This window comes from Pectinatus cerevisiiphilus, assembly GCF_004341685.1.
GTDB lineage: Bacteria > Bacillota > Negativicutes > Selenomonadales > Selenomonadaceae > Pectinatus > Pectinatus cerevisiiphilus.
The window spans coordinates 152032-176274 of the sequence record NZ_SMAA01000001.1 but is presented as its reverse complement, the minus strand read 5'-3'; the positions used below and the strand labels follow the sequence as shown (position 1 = coordinate 176274).

The window sequence follows — 24243 nt, the reverse complement described above, 5'->3', positions numbered from 1 at the left end:
TGTAAAAACAAGACTTATAAAAAAGCCTTGTCAATCCTTTAAAAGCCCTATTTCCTGCATAATCGCCAAACCGCCTTCATCCAGCAGCTTTTCTGCTGCCTTCCTGCCGAGTTCAGTTGCAGAAGAAACGGGTCCTGTTTCTTTATCATAAAGTAATTGGGTTCCGTCCAGGGAAGCAATTACGGCTTCTACAGTGAGTACATCCTTATCAGTAACAGCATGCACACCGACCGGCACCTGACAGCCGCCCTCTACCCTGCTTAAAAAGGCTCTTTCTGCAAGCGCTGCCTGCCATGCCCCTTCATCATGCAAAAATTGCAAAAGACTAAACATTTCTTTATCACCAGTACGTGCTTCAATAGCTAGAATGCCTTGTCCTACTGCCGGCAAGCAAAGACTTTTCGGTAGTATTTCTCTTATCCTCGCACCAAAGCCTAATCTTTTCAGTCCTGCTGCCGCCAATATAATCGCATCAAATTGTCCCTGTTCCAGCTTTTCCAATCTCGTATTGACATTGCCGCGCAGATTTTGTATTTGCAGGTCAGGTCTCGCATGCAGCAGCTGTGCCTTGCGCCGTAGGCTTGAGGTGCCGACCTTTGCTCCTTTGGGCAGGGCAGCAAAACTATCATATTTAATACTGACAAAGGCATCATATGGATCAGCCCGTTTTGTCACAACAGCTAAACTAAGCCCGTCCGGCAGCTGTGTCGGCATATCCTTGAGACTGTGTACAGCTATATCAATCTTATTTTCCAGCATAGCCGTTTCTATTTCTTTGGTAAAAAGGCCTTTTCCACCTATTTTTGCCAACGGTACGTCAAGAACCTTATCCCCTTTTGTCGTAACATGCAAAAGCTCCACGGTTTTTTCCGGATACTTCTGGCGAATGCAATCGGCAATGTATTCCGCCTGCCATAAGGCCAGTTTACTGCTGCGCGTACCGATAATGATTTTGTTTTTCACCCTTATTCTCCTTCAGCATATCCAGCTTGAATAATTTTTTCATGGCTTCTATATAGAATTCTTCCTGCGCTGTTCCAGCCGAGCTGTTCAGCTTTGTCATCGGTTCGCGGAGAAGCTTGCGCACTATCATTTTAGACATATTTTCCAGCACACGTTCCTGTGCCGGGGTAACATTTTCCAACTTATTCATAGCCCGTTTCACTTCACGCCGCCGTATACGATCTGCCTTATCCGTCAAAAGAACCATGACCGGACGGAATGATAAATACCGGAAACGTTCCACAAGTTCATTGACTTCTTCCGCAATTATTTTTTCGGCAACCTTTGCTTCTTCGCCGCGACGCTTTATATTATCTTCTACGACAGCTTTTAAATCATCTATATTATATAGAAGCACACCTTTTATATTAGCAACATCCGGGTCGACATCACGCGGTACCGCTATATCAATAAATACTAACGGCCTACCCTGGCGACGAGCCATAAACTGCTGTGTTTCCCATGGCTTTACCACATAATGCGGTGCTCCCGTGGAGGTTACAACTATGTCTATCCCTTCAGCATTAGTAAAGGCCTTATCAAATGGCACCGCTTTGCCGTCAAACTTTTCTGCCAGCAGCCGTGCCTTTTCAATATGCCTATTAGCTATGTATATTTTTTTAATTCCCTTGCCCAATAGATTTTTAGCCGTCAGTTCCGCTGTTTCTCCCGCGCCGTAAATAAGGGCAGAAGAATTGGCCAAGCTTCCATTGAATACGGTTTGGGCAAGCTTGACGGCAGCATAGCTGACTGATACGGCATTATATGCTATATGCGTTTCTGTACGCACTCTTTTCCCAGTCGTTATCGCATGATGGAACAGAGTGTTGAGGACTGTGCTCGTCGCTGAATTTTCCCTGGCCACAGCATAAGCCTTTTTTACTTGGCTTAATATTTGTCCTTCACCGACAACGAGGGAATCGAGACTGGCTGCTACCTGAAACAAATGTTCGATGCAGTCACAATCATGATAATAATATAAATAACGGTCTATATCATCCTTGTTCCCTGTCAAATCAAAGAGGAACTGTTTCAATACTTCCTTGCCATCGTCATCATCATCCAGAACAGCATATATTTCACTACGGTTACACGTAGACAAAATTACTGCTTCCAGCATAGCCCCATAATCATCTATATGGTGAAGCCCGTCAACTACGCTTTCCTGACTGATAGAAAATTTTTCGCGTATATCAACAGGTGCTGTTTTCTGATTAAGTCCCAAAACTGCTAATTGCATTACGAATCTTACCCTCCGCTTCTTTTACCTTACCTTCGCGAACCATCTTCAATATATTCTCATCAAGCGTGCTCCGCCAAAATTCCTCTCTTTGACGAAATGTCGGTATCACCTGCATTGCTTCCTGCCGTAAAACAGCCATCTTTTCAATAAAAGGCGCATAACCCGTGTCGAGGAATTTTTCCAACTCGCGGCGTATTTCTCTGGCCATGGCCGGACTTTTACCGTTTGTCGAAGATGTCACCAGTAAATCGCCCCGTCTGATAACCGCCGGCATGGCAAAATCGCATAAAGAAAGCCTATCCACAACATTTATTAAAATATGCTCTTTTCTTGCTTCTGCCGCAGCCAGCTTGTTTATATTTTCATCGTCAGTTGCGCATACAGCCAAAAAGAAACCTTTTATATCGCCTTGTTTATACGGTTTTTTAAGCCAGGAAAAAAGCCCCTTCTCATGCATGGCAGAAAGCTTTTCAAGCAGTTCAGGGGCAATAACGGTTATTTTAGCAGAAGCCGCCAGCAACCCTTGGATTTTTCGATAGGCAACTTCACCGCCACCAATGACGAGACAAGGTTTATCATCAAGAATTAAATTTACTGGATACAAATAGCACACCTCTTTTATTTACGAATAACATTCATTATTTTATTATATAACAAACTATAAGAGATTACTATGATATTATAGTTTATTACCAGAAATAATATACACAAAAAAACCAGAAACCAAATTCCATAAAATTGATTTCCAGCTTTCAATAAATATCATCTACTGATGATCACAAGGTGCATACAAAACCGCGCCTTGCCGCTATTTTTCCATTATGGTCGGAACGGCGGGATTTGAACCCACGACCCCTACCACCCCAAGGTAGTGCTCTACCAAGCTGAGCCACGTCCCGAACATAAATATTATAAATTTTATTCTTTACTATGTCAAGTTTTACACCATAGTAAAGAATTGACTTTTTATGCTGTGCTCTCTATAATTTTATTCATACCGCATAAGAGCGGATAATACTGACTGATGAGGGTGATTTCTATGGCAGAAAAATTTAAAGCACTGACTATTGCTGGTTCGGATACTTCGGGAAGTGCCGGTATGGAAGCAGATCTGAAAAGTTTTGAAGAAATAGGCGTCTACGGAATGGCGGTACTCACTGTCATAGTAGCACAGTCGCCGAAAAACTGGGCACACGACATATTTCCGATTGACATTACGACCGTTGAACGCCAGATAGCCACTGTTGGCGGCAGCATAGGTGCTGATGCCATCAAAACGGGAATGCTCGGCTCAGCGGCACTTGTTGAATTAGTAGTAGATTCCATTAAAAAATACAAATTCAAAAACATTGTTATTGATCCTGTTATGGTATGTAAAGGTATTGATGCCATAATGGTACCTGAAGCGGCTGCCGCAATAAAAACAAAATTGGTCAAATACGCTGACGTCATCACACCAAATACTATCGAAGCCGCCTACCTTGCTGACATGGAAAAAATAGAAAACGTTGATGATATAAAACAGGCGTGTATCAATATACATAAACTCGGCGCTAAAAATGTCGTCATAAAATCAGGCAGCCGGTTTACGTCTGACAAAATGACAGATGTCCTTTTCGATGGTAAAGATTTCCTGATCGAAGAAAAGCCGAAATTAACCGGTGTTTACAACAGCGGTGCCGGTTGCAGTTTTTCTGCCGCAATGACAGCCTGCTTAGCCAAAGGGTTTACCGTCCATGACGCTTTTAAGACCACCCAGACTTTTATGCAAAAAGCGGTGGCTGAATCCTTTAAGCTCAACCAATATACGGGTGCATTATGCCATTGGGCTGCACGTCAATAAAAAACGCACATTAATTATATATTACCTAAATAAAAAGGAGATTATACTATGCAACAAGAAATCCATACTGCTAAAGCACCAGCTGCTTTAGGTCCATATTCACAGGCCATAGCCATTTGTGATAAACTGATCTTCACCTCCGGCCAAATAGCAATTATCCCGGAAACAGGCAAAACAGCGCAAGGCATTGAAGCCCAAACCAAACAGGTACTTGAAAACCTCAAAGCCGTACTGGAAGAAGCCGGTTCATCAATGGCTAAAGTGATAAAAACTACTGTCTTTATCAAAGACATGAACGATTTTGCCAAAGTCAACGAAATTTACGGCCAGTATTTCAAAGGTGTCTGCCCTGCACGCTCTTGTGTAGAAGTCGCACGCCTGCCCAAAGATATGTTGATTGAAATAGAAACCATAGCCCTTAAATAAATTTCTATACTTTTTCATAAGCACATAATTTTTAGGTATATAACTCGATAACCTCACAAGAAGAACAGAAAATGTATCTATATGTATTAATTTTTCTGTCTTCTTAGTGGGGTTTTTCTTTTTCATGGTAATGTCTTGTTGACAACTGACAGTGTAAGTTTTAAAATGTATCTGGTCAGTTTAGGAGTGATTTATAATGCGCGGAAAGCTCAATACCAGTATGATCATCGAAACAGCGGCAAAGATAGCCGACGAAAATGGCCTTGACGCTGTGACATTGACGCATGTGGCAACAAAACTCAATATAAAAAAACAATCTCTTTATAATCATATTGACAACTTATTTCATCTAAAGTGTGAACTGGTCATTTTGGCAAATTCACATTTAAAACAATATCTAATGCACGCGGCTGTGGGAAAATCCCGTGATGAAGCGGTCTTGGAAGTGGCTAAAGCTTATAGGCAGTTTGCCCACACATTTCCTGGGCAGTATCAGGCCATTATCTCACTTGCCTGGGAATGTAAGGACAACGAAAATTTTAGAGCCGCCACACGAGAGCTTATGGATATTTTATTCAAGGTTCTCTCCCAATACCAGCTGCGCGGCGAATATCTTACCCATGCCGTACGAGGCTTGCGCAGTATCATGCATGGTTTCGCATCTTTAGAAGCCTCGGGATGGTTTCGCCAGCCCATAGACAAAGAGGACAGCTATCTCTTATTGGTGCAGACATTTATCTATGGTATTGAAGCTATCGAAAAAGAATAATTTAAGCAGGTGCTAACATGGAAAATTGGAAACGAAATTTATTAATTTGCTGGCTCGGCTCCTTTGCTACGTCGTCAGCCTTAAGCCAGGTTGCGCCCATACTGCCCCTTTATATCCAAGAACTGGGTATCAACGATCTATCCGCCATCGAAGTATGGTCAGGTATCGCCTTTGGCAGCACAACCTTTGTTATGGCCTTCTTTTCTCCATTTTGGGGAAAGTTAGCCGATAAATATGGCAGAAAACCGATGCTGCTGCGGGCAAGTTTAGGCATGTCCATAGTCGTGGGCAGTATCAGCTTAGCCCATTCAGTATATCAGCTAATTGCCCTGCGTGTTATCATGGGCACCATCTCCGGTTACAACTCCGGTTCTATAACATTGATCGCCACCCAGGCACCAAAGGATAAAGCAGGCTGGGCATTGGGGACACTGTCGACCGGTGCCGTCAGCGGAATGCTTTTAGGACCGTTGATCGGCGGCTATCTTGTTGAAATATTAGGTGTACGCTATATTTTTCTTGTAATGGGATTCTTATTGCTGATTGCCTTTTTCCTGACATTATTCTTCGTCCACGAAAATTTTACCCCTTCAGAAAAAAGTCTTATGTCTTTTTCGGCGATTTGGCAATCCCTAAATGATAAATCCTTAATTGTCGGCATGTTTGTCACTACTTTTATCGTCCAAATGGCACTTTTTTCCATAGAACCTGTCATAACAGTCTACGTGTCTACTCTATCAGTACATACAGACCATCTCGCTTTTATCTCCGGCCTGGTATTTGCCTCGTCCGGATTCTCCAGCATACTTGCAGCGCCTTGGCTCGGCAGACTATCTGACCACGTCGGCGCGCATAAGGTAATTCTCATGGCACTTATCTGCGCGACAATATTATTCATACCGCAGGCATTCGTCAAAAATGAATGGCAGCTTATGGGCCTGCGCTTTCTCGTAGGAATAGCTACAGGAGCAATGCTGCCTTCAATAAATACTATCCTAAAGCAAAATATTCCCTCAGCAATAGCAGGCCGCATGTTCAGCTACAATCAGACAGCCCAATTTCTCGGTGTCTTCTGCGGTTCCGTTTTCGGCGGGCAGATAGCTGCCCACTTTGGCATAAGAACTTTATTCTTTTCCACTAGCTTCCTGTTGTTTATCAATGTGCTGGGGGTACATGAATATGTCTACAAAAAGGCTAATAAAAAATTTGCCCATGCGGTTTCCCATTCTACCTAGCAGCCACCTAGATTAATAAAAAAAACATAGAAAATAAAAACTCCCTCCATAAATTAGCGTTAAAAGCTGATTTATGGGGGGAGTTTTATTGAAAGTAATCTTTATATCAATGTTTCCTATCTCCTGCAAGTTTTCGCCAGAGTTTGGGAATAAACTTCAGGGAAGGATGTAAATGCGCAAAATAAACAAATATCAACGGAATAGCTACCAATGTGAAAAATGTCGAAGACAACAGCCCGCCTATTACGACCCAGGCCATACTGACCCTGCTTTCTGAGCCCGGAGTTATCGCCAATGCTGTAGGCAGCATACCTGTTATCATAGTTATGGAGGTCATAAAGATTGGCTTTATTCTGGTCTTGGCAGCTTCTATTACTGCTTCCTTGGCGCCCATCCCCCTCTGCATGAGGGTAAGTGTATAGTCAAGCAGCAAAGTCCCATTTTTAGCCACTAATCCATCCATAACAAGAATCCCCAGTAATGAATACAGATTGATCGTATTTCTCGTCATAGCTAAGAAGAAAAACGAGCCGATCAACCCAAATGGTAAGGACAGCATTCTTATGAACGGTGTGGACAAGGACTCATACAGAACTGCCAATAAGATGTAGACCAAAAGCAAGGAAAGAAGGATTGCCTGTCCCATTTCCATAAAGGTGTCCCGCATATTGTCAGCCTGCCCCGTAAAGCGGTACGAAACATTGTTGCCCAGATCTTGTGCTGACAAATTTTCCGAAATCTGCGAAAGTATATCCTGCAATGAACGACTGTCATCTACATTAGCCGATATATTTATCGCTTCACGCTTATCAACACGTCTGAGCATTACCGGTCCCACATCAGGCTTTACATCCGCGACATCACCCAGCCTGATAAGTCCCGAATTTGTACTGACCGGAATAGAACGTATATCGGAAGCCTTGAAACCGTCACTGTCTTTTAACCGTACATATATATCAGTATCCTGATGGTCATTATTAGGATCATTTACTAAATAACCTGCCAACGACCCTGCAATAGCCCCAGAAAATACATCCTGGATATCATTGGCAGTGGTATTATAAAACCGTAATTTATCACGGTCAACTATGAGCCGCAGTTCTGGAGCCCCTTCAGTGTAAGAACTGCGCACATCCTTAATGCCGGCAGTATTGTTTAAGACATCCTGTATTTTATATGAAGCTGCTACCGTGTCATCCAAATTATTGCCACTGATTTCTATCTGCACAGGTGCTGTATTGCCTGCGGAGTTTCCTGTCCCCGTACCACCGGAAACACCCGGCATAGAGCTTTCAGTTTCATTAACCTGCACAGACGCGTCAGGAAATTGTTTCCGCAAATAAGTACGGACACGGTCAGTAATCTGCCATATGCTCTCTCGCTGACTTTTATCAACCAGCTGCACACTGATTCCACCGTAGTTACCAGCAGGTTTACCGACACTCGACAAATAATTTTTTTACTTCAGGCTGTTGCAGCAGATACTCTTCCACTTCCCTAACCTTATCATTTGTCGCATCAATATTCTGCCCCACCGGAAACTGCATCATAATCCGGAATGAGCCTTCATCTGTTTTTGGCATATATTCCCCGCCGATAATCCCCAATGGATAATAAAGACTTATCGACAATAAAAGCAGTACGACAACTGACGCTGTAATCTTCTTTGTGTGAAAAAAGCTCCAGTTTAGGATTTTATCATAATATAAAATGACCTTATTGCCCAAGTTGTCCAAAAAATCCCAGAGTTTACCCTTATGGGGCGTGCCCAATCCATTCTTATAAAACTGTGATGCCAGCATTGGTGTCAGCGTAAAAGAAACTGCCAATGAACAAAGCGTAGCAAAAACTATTGTCAAACCGAACTGCCGAAAGAACTGCCCTGTCATACCGTTCATAAAAGCAATCGGCATAAATACTACGACATCACATAAAGTGATTGCTATAGCCGCAGTCCCTATTTCATTTCTTCCGTCTTCAGCCGCTTGTGCTGCACTCTTCCCTTTTGCCAAATGCCTGTGTATATTTTCTAAGACAACAATGGAGTCATCGACCAATATACCAACACACAATGACATCCCCATGAGTGACAACATATTAAAGGTAAATCCGGCTATATACATCATGAAAAATGTCGTTATCAGCGATGTAGGTATGGCAATGAGTACCGCAACAGTAGACCGCCAGCCACGCAGAAACAAAAATAGTACCAAACCCGTAGTAAAAAGTCCTTCGATCAGTGCCTCTAACGTGTTGTGCAATGCATCTTCAACATAAGTAGACGAATTTGTAATTACCACGAACTGATAATCAGGATAATCCTTGCGCAGTGAGTCCAACTGCTCTAAAACAGCCTTAGAAGTATCTACAAGATTCGCATCACTGTTCTTATACACAGACAATGACACAGTATCCTGCCCATTAGTTCTCGCGTACCTTGTAACCCTTTGGTCTTGCTCCTGCACATCGGCAATACTCGACAGCGGGATAGCTACCCCCTTACTGTTATTCACATGTATGGAGGAAATTTCTGCCGGCGACTTAAACTGCGCCGTCAAACGGACATTGGTTTCCGAGTTCGAGCCAAACACAGAGCCTGCCGGTGTCAAAACATTTTCCTGTTTAATGCGGGAAACAATCTGTGAAAGCGACAAATTAAAATATGTCAGTTTATCCTTATCGACATTGACCGCAATTTCTTTATCACGCCCGCCACCGAGCTGGACATCAGAAACGCCCCCCGCCCGTTGCAGCCGTTCTATAAAAGTATCATTGGCAACAGTATAAACCTCACCGAGCGGTTTATCAGACAGCACGGAGATTTCCAAAATTGGCAGTGCGTCAACATCTCTTTTCAGCACTGTCGGTGTCTGAATACCGTCTGGTAGTTTATTGAGTGCGGCGTTAACATACTGGTTGGTATCAATCGCAGCCGCATCAATATTTGTCCAAAACTGGAATTCCAAGGTTATCTGTGCCTTTTCCGGTCTGGCCACAGCTGTCATGTGTTTCAAATTGGTTAAGGACGATAATGAATTTTCCAGTGGCTTTATGACATCCTGCTCTATTTCTGCCGAATCGGCTCCAGGATAATCAACCGTCACTGTCACATAAGGGATATTGATTGCCGGCAACAATTCTACCCCAATACGGTAAAAACTAAAAAGCCCCAGTACAACAAAGAACAACACGATCATCGATATACCTATAGGCTTTTTGATACAATACCGGGTGATGTTCATGATGCATCGCTCCCGTCAGCCAAAGGATTTATTTTCAGACCATCTCTCAGCCGGGACAAATTGTCCGTTGCTATTTTTTCTCCCTCCGAAAGACCGCTGAGAATTTCAACGTCATCGTCACCTGATGCCCCAACTGAAACTTCTTTACGCGTTACCGTATCATCGTCATTGATGACAAAAACATAATTCTTGCCATCTTTGGCAAGTAATGCTGTTTGGGGTATCGTTATTACGTCACTGCGCAGTACACTTTGCACAGCCGCACGCGCAAACATCCCGCCTTTCAATACACCGTCAGAATTATCTAAGGCTACCCGCAGCACATATGTCATTGTCGTTGTATCAATTGTCGGGCTTATATAAATGATATTTCCTTCAAAGCTTTTACTCAACGATTCAACATCTACCGTCAATGGTGTACCGAGCGAAAAAGCCGGCAAATCTTGTTCTGAAACTTGATAATCGACATACATCATGCTGTTATCATACACGCTCATTAGCTTCTGTCCGGCTGTTACCATATCGCCTGCTTCCACTTGTCTATAGCCTATGATCCCGTCTGTTGATGAAGTCAGGTACATATCATTTTCCTGTTTTCGTGCCGCTGCCAGGGAACTCTTCGCCTTAGCCATGTTTTCCTGTGCGGATATAACAGATGATGCCGTTCCTCCGTCCATCTGGTTTTCGATGGCCGCCAAAGTTGCCTGCGCATCATCCATCTGCTGCTGTGCTGCATCCATATCATCAGCAGAAATTCCGCCCACATCATAAACCCGTTTATCCCGCTGATACGTCATCAGCGCTTTATCATAATCGGCCTTTGCCTTATCATAATTCGCATTTAACTGCACTTCAGTTGTTTTTGCGTCAGCGACAGCCTGATTATATGCATGCTGGTCTGCAGAGACTGCCAGCGCCGCATCATCAACATCTTCTTCAATTACTACTTGTCCCGCTGAAACATTTTGGCCGAGCGCCGCATTGACAGCTACTACTTTCCCCTGATATTTTGCTGCAATATCGACCTGTGCCTTAGGCACCATCTGGCCTACAAGTGAAATATTTTTAATTAGGTCTTTTTTCTCCACTTCTACACTATGTACTGCCGTAACAAGCTTTTTCTCACTTTGCGCTTGTTTTTGATAGAACAAATGATATATACCTATAAGAATTATACATACCACCATACCTATGCCAATAAAAAAGAGCCGTTTCTTCTTTGTATTTACTGTGTTTCCCAATTGCATTCCCATTTTCCGCCTTTTGTCATTTTATTCTAAAACAAAAACCGCTAAGGTTCCCCCTCGGTGAAACTACACTAAAGAATTTATCATATTCATATATTCGCAGCTGTCCTTATATTATGCCAAGTTATAAAATTAAGCGGCATGGTAAACATAGCATCCATTCTATTTTTGCTCGTATTATTCATATAAAAATCTAATCACTGTACCTATGTAGTAAAATAAATCACTTAAATTTTAAGCTATACGTTTTATATTATATTACCATCCTCTTATCTATTTGTTACAAATTTGTGTCATAAAACAATTTATCCATTTTATTCCTCTTCCGATAAATATATACATTCCCCCCCACGGTTGCCATATATAATAAAACAAAAAGATGACTTCTGCAAACACCGCAAAAATCATCTTTTCATTTTTAATACATAGCTTTTCGTTAAAAAGCCCCTATACAAAAAGCATTTATTTTATGAAACAAACATGTATTTATCATCGCCGCATTTCTTGGCATTATACATTGCATCATCAGCCAAATCTATCAGATCAGCAGCCTGCCTGCCATCATCCGGATACATGGCTATACCCAGACTTGCGCCAACAACTATCTTTTCCTTTTTATACAAAAACGGATTCACGAGATTTTTAATTATCTTTTCAGCCAACCGCGCAACTTCATCCTTACAGTTTATATTACTGGCGATAACCAAAAATTCATCCCCACCTATCCTCGCGGCAATAGCGTCTGCGGGCAAAACAGCCTTTATCATTTCAGCCGCATGTCCCAAAAGTAAATCGCCGGTACGGTGCCCGTAAGTATCATTAATTGGTTTAAAACGGTTGAGGTCAATGAACATAATCCCTATTTTCGTACCATGCTTTACTGCCTTTTGGATAGCCTGGCCTAAAAACTCATTGGCAAATCTCATATTGGGTAAATCAGTCAGGGCATCGTGCATTGCCAAATGAAAAACCTTATCTTCCAGTTTCCTGCGTTCTGTCACATCGCGTGTAACCCCAACCAATTCAATAGGCTCACCTTCGACATTATTATGTATACCGCTCAAAACCATTTCCACGCAATCGACTGAACCGTCCTTACAGATACCCCTTAATTCTTCTTGGAAAGTACCTACTTTCTTTCCTTGGGCGACATCCTCACGCACTTTAGTAAAATATTTTTCTAATAGCTTGCATGATGCTTGCGTAAACATCTTTGTCACTGGTAATTTAACATATTCCGCCGGTGTATACCCAGTGTGCTTCTGTATTGACGGACTAATATAGGTCAGTTCACCCTTCAAATTTACCGTTGAAATAATGTCCAGCGTATTTTCTGCAATTAGCTTATACTTTCTCTCACTATTGCGCAATTTGCGAAGTAAATCACGTTCCACATAAATCTGTTCTTCCACCAGCAGGTTATTTTCAACTAAATTGCGCATCTGCTTCATAAAATTAATAATATCCGGAGAAAAAGCATTTTCCTTATCATCCAGTAAACATATTGTCCCGAATGGCTTACCATCAGGTAATCTTATTGGAAATCCCAGATAAGACACCATTCCAAGCTTCATATCCGGATTATGTTCCCATTCCACAGATTTTCTTGCATTAGCTACAAGCAGCATGGATTGTTTCTCTATAACTCTTTCACAATAAAGTCCTGAATTAAAGAAATACGATGCCTCGCCGACATTATAAGGATTACCCTTATTCTCGCTGGCTAAAAACGTTTCCAAATAGTCATTTTCTAAATGCATAATGAGCGCGGCCCGGGTATGTGCCATACTTACCACTAAATTTAAAATTTCCTGCCAACCTTTTAATACTTTTTTAGGAAGGTTAAATTTTTCTACTGTCATAAAAATCATCCAATCGGTTACGAAAAATTTCCATAGTAACGTAACAGCTGCCAAAGAAATAAATTTCTCTGGTGACATTCCAATTAACCATTACTTTTACAAATGAATAACTATTATTCATAAGTAGGGATTACTTCTCTAAAAGCAATAGTATTTCCTCTAATTTTGTAAAAAAAATCACATAATAGTGTTTTTTCCTGCTTTCTATGCATAACATACCATAGTAGTGAACAAGCCCGCCCATATAACTGCATATATCATCAATATTATGCAGTTGTTTACCTATTACCATACATTTTATTGTAATAGTCCTGATATGAACCATTTATTATATCTTCCCACCATTGCCGGTGCTGCAAATACCATTTTACAGTTTTCTTTATACCCGCATCAAAGGAAGTCTGTGGTTGCCAGCCCAATGCCTTTTTTATCTTGGAGGGATCAATGGCATACCGTTTATCATGTCCCGGCCGGTCTGTAACGAATTTGATCAACTCTTGTGGTTTGCCTAATTCTTTTAGAATAGTTTTGACAACTTCTAAATTTGTTCTTTCATTATGCCCGCCTATGTTATAAACCTCTCCCTCCGTCCCTTTTCTGATAATGAGGTCAATAGCTTCACAATGATCCTGCACATAAAGCCAGTCACGTACATTTTCGCCTTTGCCGTAAACAGGCAGTGCTTTATTGTTTAATGCATTAATAATCATCAAAGGAATAAGTTTTTCAGGGAAATGATAAGGCCCGTAATTATTTGAACAGCGTGAAATAGTCACCGGCAGTGCATAGGTACGATAATAAGCTTGTACCAGCAGGTCAGCAGATGCTTTAGATGCCGAATACGGACTTGAGGTGTGAAGGGGTGTGGTTTCGGTAAAAAAATTATCAACAGCATCAAGCGGCAAATCGCCGTAAACTTCATCTGTAGAAACTTGGTGGTAACGCTTTATACCGTATTTACGGCAGGCATCCAATAAAACGTTTGTGCCCATTATATTGGTGCGCAAAAAAACTTCCGGAAATTCAATCGACCTGTCGACATGGCTTTCCGCCGCAAAGTTGACAACAACATCCGGCTTTTCTGTCGCAAAAAGCCCATAAACAAATTTTCTATCCGCTATATCGCCCTTGATAAATTTAAATTTTTTATTTTGCAAAGCCTCTGCCAATGTTGATAAATTGCCTGCATAAGTTAGCAAATCAAGACATATTATTTCATCACTATGTTTAGCCAATTGATAATAAACAAAATTGCTGCCAATAAAGCCAGCTCCACCGGTAACTAATATTTTCATAACCTGCTCCTTAAAATTATTATAGTGTATTTTTATATTTTAACATATTGTAAACCTTTCGGCAGTTATATATCGCTTAGACAGGTACCATAAAAACCAAACCTGCACCCCTTTATTGAAAATACGCTGGTAAATATCTTTAATTACATATCCTCTTAGCTGCCATTAATACGACTTATTATAATAAGTTAATACACCTACCTGCCCTTTTCAAATTGCATTCGTACTTACTACAGCCAAATAGTACGTGCCAATTCAATAAAACGCCGCATTGCATGTGACATATAACCATTTTTTCGGGTAATTGCCTGAAAGCAGCGATCGGCTTCCTCGTTTGTTAATTTATAATAAAGCATATCCTGCGGTGAATGTTCCTTAACCATCCGATCACTTACAAATGCCGCACCGAGTCCGTGGCAGGCGAGATGATAGGACGTTTCCAACTGCTCAACATAAAAACGGACTTTAGGCGTAAAACCAGCAGATCGACAAATATTTAGTGCTCGTTCCCGCAAATTATTACTTTTGGTCAAAATCAAAAAGGGCATAGCAGCAAAAATTTTTAATGGCACAATTGGACAATCTTTTTCCTCAAACTCATTTTTTTGCACTTGTCCGGCCGTCAATCCTTGTATTGCTATCTCCTTATCCTTGAGTAATTCCTTATGCACGGCCAAAAGCAGATGATCTTCAAATATCTTTGCCCCTGCAAAAGATTTTTCATCAAATTTGCCGCAGTGAAACATAATATCAACTGAACCGTCCGCCAGCTTATCATCAAGCAATCCGGAATTATCCTCCAACAAAGAAATGTTGATATGGGGATAATAATGTATATATTTTTTTATAATTGCCGGCATAACATAAGAGTTAAAATATTGTGTACCGCCGATATGTAATTCACCCGTAGCAAGATTGGCAATATCTTGCAGTTCATTTGCCATATCGCCTTCCAATAATTTTATTTTAAGAATTTTTTTAATATAAATTCTACCGGCTTCAGTTAACTGCAAGGGTTGATGGCTTCGGTCAAAAAGGGGCATACCGATCTCTTTTTCCACTTTTTTCACCGCAATACTCAAAGCCGGCTGCGACAGATAAAGATTAGCTGCTGCTTTAGAAAAACTACCTGTTCGATAAACTTCATATATATAAATCATTTCCGGTTGCATAGAAACTCCTTATTTGAATAATTATAAAATGTTTTTATACCTTTATATAATATATAAAATTGATTTTATAATTATTTTAATCTAAAATCAATGACAAAAGAGTAAGATAATTTTCAAATATAAGAAAAGAGTGGTCAGCATGCATGCCATTGAAAAATTATTAGCAAAAAAAGCTGGTAAAGCAACTGTTCATGCCGGTGAATTTATCAACTGTACTATTGATATCGCCGGAATTAACGACCTTTATTACCAAACAGTTAAATCATTTGGGGAAATGGGTGGTGAAACAGTTTTCGATAACAAAAAAATTATTCTTTTTTTCGACCATTACGCCCCCTGTGCAACAGAAAAGCAAGCAGATAACCACAAAAAATTTAGAGAATTTGCCAAAGCACAGGGAATAAAAAAACTCATGGACATCAATGAAGGGGTATGCCACCAACTCATGGCTGACTATGGTTTCTCACACCCCGGTGAAATTATTGTTATTACGGACTCGCATACGACTACGCACGGTGCATTTGGTGCATTTGGCACAGGTGTCGGTGCTACTGATCTTGCCACTATCCTTGTAACGGGCAAACTCTGGTTCAAAGTTCCTGAAATAATTCGCATCAATCTCATCGGTAAACTGCAAAAGGGCGTTTACGCCAAGGATGTAATTTTGCATATTATTGGTGATCTCAAAGCAGATTATGGTGTTTATAAAGCGATTGAGTTTTGCGGCCCTATACTCAAGGATTTCAACATATCCGAACGCATGGCATTGTGCAATATGACTACTGAACTAGGTGCAAAAACGAGCTATATCCAGCCAGATAAAATTACTACTGATTTTCTCCAAAAACATGGCGTTCATAACTATACGATTTACCATACTGACGAAGATTATAAATATACCGCAGACCTTACATATGATGTAACCAACATCGGCCCGCAAATCGCTGCACCATTCAGTGTCGACAACGTAGATAATATTAATAAGTTCGCAGGTCTGCATGTAGATCAGGCATACCTTGGTTCTTGTACTGGCGGCCGTGTAGAAGATTTTGCCATTGCTGCTAAAATACTGGAAGGCAAAAAGGTGCACAACGGTACACGTATGATCTTAGTACCAGCTTCACGTTCCGTATTAGAAAAATGCATAGAAAAAAAATACATCCAAACATTAATTGCTGCAGGCGCAACCCTTGCAACGCCAGGATGCGCAGCCTGTCTCGGTATCCACCAGGGGCTTATCGCTGCTGATGAAGTCTGTATTTCTTCAACAAACCGCAACTTTCCCGGACGCATGGGAAACCTTAAAGGGCGGATTTATCTTGCTTCACCAGCCTCAGTAGCAACTGCTGCGCTTTACGGTGAAATCACATCACCCCAAAAATTCTTTGAAAGAGGGCTATGTTCATGAAAAAAATTGTACAGGGAACTGCTTTTGTTTTCGGAAACAATATAGATACTGACCAAATTTACCCCGGTAAATTCGTTGAACTTACCGAAATAGCCGATATCAAAAAGCATGCTATGAGCGGTAGTGAAATTCCTGACCTAGTAGATAAATTTAAACCCGGTGATATAATTGTCGGCGGTAAAAATTTTGGCTGCGGTTCCTCACGTGAACATGCGGCCATAACTTTAAAGGGAATTGGTACCAGTGCTATTTTAGCCGAATCATTTGCCCGTATATTTTTCCGTAATGCCATAAATTTAGGTTTACCGGCAATTACTTGTAAAGGAATACATGCGCTGATTAATAGTGGTGACCAAATAAGCATCAATTTTACCTCTGGTGAAATCAAAAATTTGAACACTGGAAAAATAGCCTATGCTGAACCAATGAATGATTATATAATGAACATTTTACAAAGCGGCGGCATTAAAGCAATGATCTTAAAAATGCAAAAAGAAAAAAAGACTTTACAAACAAAATAAATTGTGTGCTTTCTATTTTCATATTCATATTATGTAGGAGAGGATCTTATGTTAGCCCAAAAATATTTTCCTGGCTTTAGCAATAAATTAATTGATGTTGGTGAAAATGTAAAAATTAACACACTCATTGGTGGCTGTGGCAAAGAAGCGATTTTATTTCTGCACGGACATCCCGAAAATTATCTGACATGGCGCTTTGTTGCCCCCAAACTTACAACTCAATACACGGTGGTGTTAATAGACCTCCGCGGTTACGGTTTCAGCACAAAACCGCGAGGATTAGCTGATCATTCCAATTATTCCAAGCGGACAATGGCCAATGATGCCATCCTAGTTATGGCAAAACTTGGTTTTAACAAATTTCATTTAGTTGGTCATGACAGAGGGGCACGCGTCTGTCACCGGTTAATTTTAGACCATCCGGAAAAGGTAACCAGCTGCACCTTAATGGATATTCTTCCCACATATGATATGTACCATGATACAAACCAAGAATTTGCCACCAAATACTGGCATTGGTTTTTTTATATCCAAAATAACGGCTTGCCTGAAAAATTGTTGGCCGGAAATGCAGACTTTTTTATCCGTTTCAATCTACAATTAAAAATTGGCCCCAAGGCTAGAAATAATTTCTCTGAAGATGTATTGCAGGAATACATCAACTGTTTTTCCAATCCCATGACTGTGCATGGTATCAGTGAAGATTATCGGGCATCAGCTACTATTGATCTAAAATATGATCTGGTTGATAAAGACACCATCATCCAAACGCCTTTGTTAGTACTTTGGGGGAAAGACGGCGTTGTCGGCAAGATTTGGGACGTTTTGGCAAACTGGCAAAAACACGCTAAAAATGTTACTGGCTTCGGTGTACCTGAGTGCGGCCATTTCGTTCCTGAAGAACAACCCGAAATTGTCTTAAAAGCTTTAAAAGATTTTTTACAAGCTCATTCATTCTCTGCATAGTCCATAAAATAATTTCTTGCTTTTCCATTAAAATAAATAAAGCTAAGAGCCAGCTCAAAACAGCTGGCTCTTAGCTTTATTATTTATACTTTAACTTTACTCTACATCAAAATGATAGGCGGTGGTAGCTCTATATACATTTCCCGCTCTAAGTATTGGTGTAACAAAGGACGATACGTTTATCGCATTAGGGAAATACTGGCTTTCAAAACAATAGCCCGAACGTCTTTCCAGCGGTGTATTATTTTTCCCTTTTACTTTTGGATCAAGATAATTCCCTGTATAAAATTGGAAACCCGGTAAAGTGGTAAATACTGTCATGTTTATGCCTGTTTTATCGCTATGTGCCTTGGCAATTTTTTTCAGATTGCCATTATATTCAGGCACTACGAAATTGTGGTCATAACCGCCTGCATCCTTAATTGTTTCAAAATCAGCATCCCAGCCTGCCTTCATAGGCTTTGCTTCACGCAAATCCAATGGTGTGCCCTTGACTGGTAAAATTTCCCCATGTGGTATAGATTCTCTATCTGCGCTAGTATATTCTTCCGCAAACAACTGCACAGTTTGTTCACCTACGTTACCACTTGCATATCCAGACAAATTGAAATAGCTGTGGTTTGTAAGATTGCAAAGTGTATCCTTCGTTGTATGTGCCCTATAATCGATTATCAGTGTATTGCAGCCTACTAATTTATAACTTACGCAGACAGACAATTCACCCGGATAACCTTCTTCTCCATCCTGGCTTATGTATGAAAGTTTTATTTCATTATCATTTTCCGCCTGGGTAGTCCAAATCTTTTTATCAAAACCGACCTTGCCACCGTGCAAATGGTTGTTACCATTATTTATATACAGCTTGTATTCTTTTCCGTTTAAAATAAAGCGACCTTTTGCAATGCGGTTGCCCACTCTGCCTATCAGTGATCCTATATATGTATCCTGTTTTTCATAACCGGAAACATCATCATACCCCAAAACTACGTCTATATTTCCTTTTTTTGTCGGTATAAGTATTTTTTGTACAGCACCACCAAACGTAGATATAGACACTTCCATACCATTTTTATTTTTCATCGTATACAGTTCTGCTGCCCTGCCGTCCGTGGTACGACCAAATGAACATTTTTCAATAGCCATCATTATACCTCCATGCCATATATTGTAAACCTTTTCTTTGTTACATACAGCATATCACTTTTTGCTAAATTATGTCAATTCAATATTTTTAATAAAAACCGACTATCCATAGTAAATTTTATGTGCTATAGGCAGGCTCCACCTTTTATCTTTAAATAATAACTTTGCAAAGAAAAAAGGCGAAAACTAATACTGCCATTCCAACATAATTCACTTTATAATCTGCTCAAAGGCATCCAGCAAAAGATCATTTTCTTCTCTTTTTTTTACGGCAATGCGTATAAAATCGTTGGACAAACCAGGATAGTTCGCACAATCCCGCACCAGAATATTGTGCTCCAGCATTTTCGCGCAAAATTGCGTTGAAGTCATTTTAGTATTATGGATGTTGATAAGCATATAATTAACAATCGGTTTATAAACTTTTATCGCTTTTATCTGACTGAGTTCATCATACAGGTAATTTATTTCGCTATGCATATAGCTACGGCTCCGCCGCTGATATGTCTTATCGGCCAAAGCTGCTACCCCTGCGCTCTGCGCCAGACAATTGACATTCCAAGGATCTTTACTCAAGTACATTCTTTTTATCACTTCTTTATCAGGGCACGCCGCAAAACCTAAGCGCAATCCCGGCAAAGCAAAGAATTTTGTCAACGAATGCACAATAAGTAAATTATGACATGTTTTCAACAACGGATTGACCGAAAACTTCTCATTATCACTGATGAAGTCCATGAAGGATTCGTCAACAACTACAAAGCAACCATTTGCTTCGGCATGTTCGATGATAAGTGTTAAATCCTGTACGGAAAACAGTGTCCCTGTCGGATTATTAGGGTTACAAAGAAATAAAAGATTATTATTTTTTATTGAAATAATCAATTGCTGCAACTGCGGTTCAAAATCGTTGCGTTCCCGCAAAAAGAAATAATTTATCTTGGCGTTGACACTTTTTGCCGCCCTTTCATATTCACTAAAAGTTGGTGCAAGCAATAATACATTTTTCGGCTCAAGTACACGGCATAAAATATATAATAGTTCCACCGCTCCATTTCCAACTATTATACTATCAGCATCTATACCATATAGCTGTGCTATTTCTGTTTTAAGGGTTATCATATCGACATCAGGATAATGTATTATATTTTCAATGTTTTCTTCTATGGCTTGTCTTGCCATTTTACCGAGTCCCATGGGATTGATATTTGCACTAAAATCGACTAGCTTCTTTCCCCCGACCGCCGTACTTATTTCATTGACGGCGCCGCCATGCTCAAACTTATCCATTATGTAACAGGTTCCCCTTTCCCTAATTTATCCTTTTGCCCATATTATCGAAAAAACCGCCGGACACCAGTTCCGTAGCAAATAAATATTTTGTATATGGACAACGCTCTTTGATTGCCTTAATACAACCATACAATACTTCTATGTTTTCCTGCGCAGTAAAGATGGCCCCAATCAATGTGCCGCTATGTGCTACATTTACACCTTGTCCTTTATATGCCTTTACAATTTCGATAATATCAGCCAAATCTTCTTTATATAAAATAGACTGGTTGGCTACAGCGCTTATTGTAGCCCCTTCGCCAATAGCTTCTACATCTTTATTTTTGATGCCATACTCAACTAAGGCAAGCGCCTTTTTCACCTGGCACTGCTTTTGCTCATTAAGGTGTGGCAGCTCACCACGTTGGTTGAAAACGACAGTGTCGACTTTTCCGCCACAATCGAACACTAAAATTTTTAAGGGAGGCGGATCTCCCAAATAGGCCAATATTTCTCCTGTGATATGGTTAAATTTCACTATACCTCTGCAAAAGACACCATCAGTCGGTTCTATGCCTGCTGCCAGCCTAGCTGTCTGCGCTTCAGTCAATATTTTTTTCTGGGAAAGTGCCGCTGCCTTGCAAACAGCTGCTATATCTGCACTGCTGGAAGACATTCCCTTACTTTTCAATAACTGTGTAGACAGCCCGATCGTAATATTTTTCTTGTCAATCGACAACTGGGCACATAATTTTTGCAGAGCATATGCCGCCTTTTCCTGCAAAACAGTTCCAGCTTCATTTGGTTTAATAAACGCAGTCGCTGTCGACCACATATTGATGGGACAGGTAACGAGAAAGGGCGTGCCATCGATGACGCCTTGTACCAACTCACCGCATGCTCCTGGCACTTTTACCGCTACTGACAACGCATTTCCTCCTGTCCATTTTTTATCGGTCTTCAATACTCTCCATAAACAAACGGTGTTTCAAAATCCTTAAAATACGGTGCCTTCCTATCTTTGGCAGAAAAGGTATATTTCCCATGGTGCCAATCTTCCCATGTAATGCCAATATCTGGATCATCGTAGATAATACTGCCCTCGGTCTCAGGTGCATAATAATTATCTGCCTTATACTGTACCTCTACATCGTCACTTATGGTTATAAAACCATGTGCAAATCCCCGCGGTACATAAAGCTGCCGTTTATTTTCTCCAGACAATTCTACGGCAATCCACTTTTTATAAGTAGGCGAACCCTTCCGTATATCAACCGCAATATCCATCATTGCTCCACGTGTACAACGCACCAATTTAGCCTGCGTCATCGGTGGATTCTGAAAATGCAGGCCGCGCAATGTGCCTTTAGGTGCTGAATAGGATTGGTTGTCCTGCACAAACTGGGCATTTATACCATATTTTGCCAGCACTCTATAAGAATAAGTTTCCATAAACCAACCGCGATTATCACCAAAAACCTTAGGTTCAATTAGATAAACATCTTTTAACTTTGTTTCTTTTACATCCATATTTTCTAAAATCTCCCTACAGTAAATTTTGACCTATAAACAGTAGTGTATTTTTCCGTTTGTGCCTTATTCTACCCTGACACCCATCTGTATATAAGACAAACCAAATTTTTCGAGAGTTTTTACTTTATATTGGTTGCGCCCATCAAAAATATATTTGCCCCGTAGTCTTTTTTGGATTTCCATAAAATCAGGACTTTGGAACTCTTTCCATTCTGTCACCAAAATAAGCGCATCGGCCTGTTCAAGTGCAGCATATTTGTTTTCCGTGTACGTAATAGCATCAATATCTTTCAAATAAAATCCACGTGCCGTACCAACCGCTTTCGGATCATATGCCTTTATTTTCGCTCCACGGGAAGTCAGTTCCCGTATAAGCGATATAGAAGGAGCTTCACGCATATCATCTGTCCCCGGTTTAAAAGCTAGTCCCCATACAGCAAAAACCTTTCCTGTTAAATCGTCGCCAAAGACGTTTACGATTTTTTTGCCAAGAATTTTTTTCTGCCTGGCATTAACTGCTTCCACAGCCTGCAAAAGTCTTGCTTCATAACCGTAATCACTACTCGTTTTGATCAGCGCCTGTACATCTTTAGGGAAACAGCTGCCGCCATAGCCGCAGCCCGGATTAATAAAGCTGTAGCCAATCCGTCTATCACTGCCTATGCCATGGCGTACTTTATTTATGTCAGCACCAACGCGTTCAGCAATATTAGCCAATTCATTGATAAAAGATATCTTCGTTGCCAGCATGGCATTAGCCGCATATTTAGCCAGTTCAGCACTTTTTACATCCATAATTATAAAGACTTCCCGAGAACGTATAAAAGGTTCGTACAGTTCCTTCATTACATCGATAGAAGCGGGATTTTCTGAACCGATTATAACTCTATCCGGTGTCATAAAATCAGCGCAGGCATTTCCTTCCTTCAAAAATTCTGGATTTGATATAATATCAAATTTAAGCGTGCTGCCCCGTTTTTTAAGTTCTTCCGCAATAGCAGCCCTGACTCTTTCTCCCGTTCCTACTGGTACCGTAGACTTATCTACTACATACATATCATGTGACATATATCTGCCTATTTCGTGCGCGGCAGCCAATACATATTGCAGATCAGCACTGCCATCCTCTCCCATAGGTGTTCCCACAGCAATAAAACAAATATTTGCTTTGTTGAGAGCTTCCTTGATGTCAGTAGTAAAGGCCAGATTTCCCCGCGCATAATTATTTTTTACCATATCAGAAAGATTTGGCTCATATATCGGAATATGACCCGCAGTCAATTCACTTATTTTCTTTTCATTGACATCAACGCAAATAACATCATTGCCAGTTTCTGCAAAACAGGTTCCTGTAACAAGTCCTACATAACCCGTGCCAATCATCGCTATTTTCAAAATACTCTTCTCCTCAAACGGTTATTTTATATTTTAACTGCGGCTCTCATAATCTTACCCAATAACTTTTTTATTTCGGCAGTTACAACATAAAAACCGCATTATATAATTCATTTAACCTATATTGTCCTATATTTATAAGAAATTTACAAGAGCTTAAACGAAACCATTCCTTATTACAAAATAACATATTTATATTATTATACTATATGTGCTCATCCTAAACCATCACCAATATATGGCTTTCTACAATCCAAGTATCGTGTCTGCACAACGTTTTTCTCTACCACTCTACAAAAAGCTGACAAATTTTGCTATAATGACATGTATAATGCTAGAAAGAGAGAAAATATATATGCTTATTTGCATAAAATAGCATTAAATAATTTTATGACAATTGGAGAGAGAACTATGAGCAGCTATACTTATAAAACGACTGGTACCTGTTCCAGCCAAATAAATATAGAATTGGACGGTACTATCATCAAAAATATTGCCTTTACCGGTGGCTGCAATGGTAATCTACAGGGTATTGCTAATATTACCCGTGGTATGGATGCCAACGATGTAATCACCCGTTTCAGCGGCATAAAATGTGGCCCGCGCGCTACTTCATGTCCTGACCAGCTTTCCAAAGCACTTAAAGAAGCCTTAGCGGCTAAACATTAA

At 40.5% G+C, this 24243-nt stretch carries 22 protein-coding genes and 1 tRNA gene; 8 read left to right on the top strand and 15 right to left on the bottom strand.

Annotated features, from left to right (window positions below):
* Positions 1–30: 30 nt before the first annotated feature.
* From hemC to EDC37_RS00780, 4 genes are all read right to left on the bottom strand, one after another.
* Positions 31–963 (bottom strand): hydroxymethylbilane synthase, encoded by a 933-nt coding sequence (hemC, locus tag EDC37_RS00795; RefSeq protein WP_132546960.1) that lies wholly within the window; start codon positions 961–963, stop codon positions 31–33.
* Complete coding sequence (hemA, locus tag EDC37_RS00790; RefSeq protein WP_132546959.1) at positions 926–2242, bottom strand: glutamyl-tRNA reductase; 1317 nt, start codon at positions 2240–2242, stop codon at positions 926–928. The genes hemC and hemA overlap by 38 nt, the downstream gene beginning before the upstream one ends.
* Entirely contained in the window at positions 2217–2849 is a 633-nt protein-coding gene (locus EDC37_RS00785) for a precorrin-2 dehydrogenase/sirohydrochlorin ferrochelatase family protein (protein WP_132546958.1), read from the bottom strand. Before EDC37_RS00785 ends, hemA begins: the two co-directional genes overlap by 26 nt.
* Positions 2850–3067: 218 nt before the next feature.
* A tRNA-Pro gene (locus EDC37_RS00780) sits at positions 3068–3144 on the bottom strand.
* Between the two features lie 140 nt (positions 3145–3284).
* Between EDC37_RS00780 and thiD the strand changes: the two genes are divergently transcribed.
* The 4 genes from thiD to EDC37_RS00760 all read left to right on the top strand — a co-directional run bounded on the left by thiD (position 3285) and on the right by EDC37_RS00760 (position 6518).
* Entirely contained in the window at positions 3285–4088 is an 804-nt protein-coding gene (gene thiD, locus EDC37_RS00775) for a bifunctional hydroxymethylpyrimidine kinase/phosphomethylpyrimidine kinase (RefSeq protein WP_132546957.1), read from the top strand.
* A gap of 48 nt (positions 4089–4136) precedes the next feature.
* Positions 4137–4514, top strand: coding sequence for a RidA family protein (locus EDC37_RS00770; protein ID WP_132546956.1), 378 nt, complete (start codon positions 4137–4139; stop codon positions 4512–4514).
* A 196-nt stretch (positions 4515–4710) separates the two neighbouring features.
* On the top strand, positions 4711–5283 hold the full coding sequence (locus tag EDC37_RS00765) for a TetR-like C-terminal domain-containing protein (protein WP_132546955.1): 573 nt from the start codon (positions 4711–4713) through the stop codon (positions 5281–5283).
* Between the two features lie 17 nt (positions 5284–5300).
* Positions 5301–6518 carry a multidrug efflux MFS transporter gene (locus EDC37_RS00760; RefSeq protein ID WP_132546954.1) on the top strand — a complete coding sequence of 406 codons (1218 nt, stop codon included), beginning with the start codon at positions 5301–5303 and terminating at the stop codon, positions 6516–6518.
* Between the two features lie 106 nt (positions 6519–6624).
* Here the strand turns inward: EDC37_RS00760 and EDC37_RS12590 are convergent, their stop codons facing one another.
* The 6 genes from EDC37_RS12590 to EDC37_RS00735 all read right to left on the bottom strand — a co-directional run bounded on the left by EDC37_RS12590 (position 6625) and on the right by EDC37_RS00735 (position 15336).
* The gene (locus EDC37_RS12590) at positions 6625–7968 is read right to left on the bottom strand and encodes an efflux RND transporter permease subunit (RefSeq protein ID WP_279388530.1); all 1344 of its coding nucleotides are present in this window, start codon (positions 7966–7968) and stop codon (positions 6625–6627) included.
* Positions 7952–9760: an efflux RND transporter permease subunit gene (locus EDC37_RS12585; RefSeq protein WP_279388529.1), complete on the bottom strand. Its 1809-nt coding sequence runs from the start codon at positions 9758–9760 to the stop codon at positions 7952–7954. The genes EDC37_RS12590 and EDC37_RS12585 overlap by 17 nt, the downstream gene beginning before the upstream one ends.
* Complete coding sequence (locus tag EDC37_RS00750) at positions 9757–11007, bottom strand: efflux RND transporter periplasmic adaptor subunit (protein WP_132546953.1); 1251 nt, start codon at positions 11005–11007, stop codon at positions 9757–9759. The genes EDC37_RS12585 and EDC37_RS00750 overlap by 4 nt, the downstream gene beginning before the upstream one ends.
* Before the next feature lie 467 nt (positions 11008–11474).
* Positions 11475–12869, bottom strand: coding sequence for a sensor domain-containing diguanylate cyclase (locus tag EDC37_RS00745; protein WP_165874429.1), 1395 nt, complete (start codon positions 12867–12869; stop codon positions 11475–11477).
* Positions 12870–13147: 278 nt separating this feature from the next.
* A complete protein-coding gene (gene rfbB, locus EDC37_RS00740; protein ID WP_132546951.1) occupies positions 13148–14164 on the bottom strand; it encodes a dTDP-glucose 4,6-dehydratase in 1017 nt (338 codons plus the stop codon).
* 230 nt (positions 14165–14394) lie between these two features.
* Positions 14395–15336 carry a LysR family transcriptional regulator gene (locus tag EDC37_RS00735; protein WP_132546950.1) on the bottom strand — a complete coding sequence of 314 codons (942 nt, stop codon included), beginning with the start codon at positions 15334–15336 and terminating at the stop codon, positions 14395–14397.
* Positions 15337–15475: 139 nt separating this feature from the next.
* Between EDC37_RS00735 and EDC37_RS00730 the strand changes: the two genes are divergently transcribed.
* From EDC37_RS00730 to EDC37_RS00720, 3 genes are read left to right on the top strand one after another with little or no spacing between them, the layout of a single operon-like run.
* The gene (locus tag EDC37_RS00730) at positions 15476–16744 is read left to right on the top strand and encodes a 3-isopropylmalate dehydratase large subunit (protein ID WP_132546949.1); all 1269 of its coding nucleotides are present in this window, start codon (positions 15476–15478) and stop codon (positions 16742–16744) included.
* Positions 16741–17265 (top strand): LeuD/DmdB family oxidoreductase small subunit, encoded by a 525-nt coding sequence (locus EDC37_RS00725; RefSeq protein ID WP_132546948.1) that lies wholly within the window; start codon positions 16741–16743, stop codon positions 17263–17265. Before EDC37_RS00730 ends, EDC37_RS00725 begins: the two co-directional genes overlap by 4 nt.
* 48 nt (positions 17266–17313) lie before the next feature.
* On the top strand, positions 17314–18231 hold the full coding sequence (locus tag EDC37_RS00720) for an alpha/beta fold hydrolase (RefSeq protein ID WP_132546947.1): 918 nt from the start codon (positions 17314–17316) through the stop codon (positions 18229–18231).
* A gap of 96 nt (positions 18232–18327) precedes the next feature.
* Here EDC37_RS00720 and EDC37_RS00715 read toward each other — a convergent pair whose 3' ends face one another.
* From EDC37_RS00715 to EDC37_RS00695, 5 genes are all read right to left on the bottom strand, one after another.
* Positions 18328–19377, bottom strand: a complete 1050-nt coding sequence (locus EDC37_RS00715) for an aldose epimerase family protein (protein WP_196589817.1) — start codon at positions 19375–19377, stop codon at positions 18328–18330.
* A 207-nt stretch (positions 19378–19584) separates the two neighbouring features.
* Positions 19585–20664 (bottom strand): threonine-phosphate decarboxylase CobD, encoded by a 1080-nt coding sequence (gene cobD, locus EDC37_RS00710; protein ID WP_132546946.1) that lies wholly within the window; start codon positions 20662–20664, stop codon positions 19585–19587.
* 22 nt (positions 20665–20686) lie between these two features.
* Positions 20687–21574 carry a GHMP family kinase ATP-binding protein gene (locus EDC37_RS00705; protein ID WP_132546945.1) on the bottom strand — a complete coding sequence of 296 codons (888 nt, stop codon included), beginning with the start codon at positions 21572–21574 and terminating at the stop codon, positions 20687–20689.
* A gap of 32 nt (positions 21575–21606) precedes the next feature.
* Complete coding sequence (gene rfbC, locus EDC37_RS00700) at positions 21607–22176, bottom strand: dTDP-4-dehydrorhamnose 3,5-epimerase (protein ID WP_132546944.1); 570 nt, start codon at positions 22174–22176, stop codon at positions 21607–21609.
* 66 nt (positions 22177–22242) lie between these two features.
* On the bottom strand, positions 22243–23574 hold the full coding sequence (locus EDC37_RS00695) for a UDP-glucose dehydrogenase family protein (protein ID WP_132546943.1): 1332 nt from the start codon (positions 23572–23574) through the stop codon (positions 22243–22245).
* Positions 23575–23985: 411 nt separating this feature from the next.
* Between EDC37_RS00695 and EDC37_RS00690 the strand changes: the two genes are divergently transcribed.
* On the top strand, positions 23986–24243 hold the full coding sequence (locus EDC37_RS00690) for a TIGR03905 family TSCPD domain-containing protein (protein WP_132546942.1): 258 nt from the start codon (positions 23986–23988) through the stop codon (positions 24241–24243).

Bases quoted from the DNA above. Each gene is read 5' to 3' on its own strand.
- hemA (WP_132546959.1), bottom strand. From the start codon at position 2,242: ATGCAATTAGCAGTTTTGGGACTTAATCAGAAAACAGCACCTGTTGAT.
- thiD (WP_132546957.1), top strand. From the start codon at position 3,285: ATGGCAGAAAAATTTAAAGCACTGACTATTGCTGGTTCGGATACTTCG.
- EDC37_RS00770 (WP_132546956.1), top strand. From the start codon at position 4,137: ATGCAACAAGAAATCCATACTGCTAAAGCACCAGCTGCTTTAGGTCCA.
- EDC37_RS00765 (WP_132546955.1), top strand. From the start codon at position 4,711: ATGCGCGGAAAGCTCAATACCAGTATGATCATCGAAACAGCGGCAAAG.
- EDC37_RS00760 (WP_132546954.1), top strand. From the start codon at position 5,301: ATGGAAAATTGGAAACGAAATTTATTAATTTGCTGGCTCGGCTCCTTT.
- EDC37_RS12585 (WP_279388529.1), bottom strand. From the start codon at position 9,760: ATGAACATCACCCGGTATTGTATCAAAAAGCCTATAGGTATATCGATG.
- EDC37_RS00750 (WP_132546953.1), bottom strand. From the start codon at position 11,007: ATGCAATTGGGAAACACAGTAAATACAAAGAAGAAACGGCTCTTTTTT.
- EDC37_RS00745 (WP_165874429.1), bottom strand. From the start codon at position 12,869: ATGACAGTAGAAAAATTTAACCTTCCTAAAAAAGTATTAAAAGGTTGG.
- rfbB (WP_132546951.1), bottom strand. From the start codon at position 14,164: ATGAAAATATTAGTTACCGGTGGAGCTGGCTTTATTGGCAGCAATTTT.
- EDC37_RS00735 (WP_132546950.1), bottom strand. From the start codon at position 15,336: ATGCAACCGGAAATGATTTATATATATGAAGTTTATCGAACAGGTAGT.
- EDC37_RS00730 (WP_132546949.1), top strand. From the start codon at position 15,476: ATGCATGCCATTGAAAAATTATTAGCAAAAAAAGCTGGTAAAGCAACT.
- EDC37_RS00725 (WP_132546948.1), top strand. From the start codon at position 16,741: ATGAAAAAAATTGTACAGGGAACTGCTTTTGTTTTCGGAAACAATATA.
- EDC37_RS00720 (WP_132546947.1), top strand. From the start codon at position 17,314: ATGTTAGCCCAAAAATATTTTCCTGGCTTTAGCAATAAATTAATTGAT.
- EDC37_RS00715 (WP_196589817.1), bottom strand. From the start codon at position 19,377: ATGATGGCTATTGAAAAATGTTCATTTGGTCGTACCACGGACGGCAGG.
- cobD (WP_132546946.1), bottom strand. From the start codon at position 20,664: ATGGATAAGTTTGAGCATGGCGGCGCCGTCAATGAAATAAGTACGGCG.
- rfbC (WP_132546944.1), bottom strand. From the start codon at position 22,176: ATGGATGTAAAAGAAACAAAGTTAAAAGATGTTTATCTAATTGAACCT.
- EDC37_RS00690 (WP_132546942.1), top strand. From the start codon at position 23,986: ATGAGCAGCTATACTTATAAAACGACTGGTACCTGTTCCAGCCAAATA.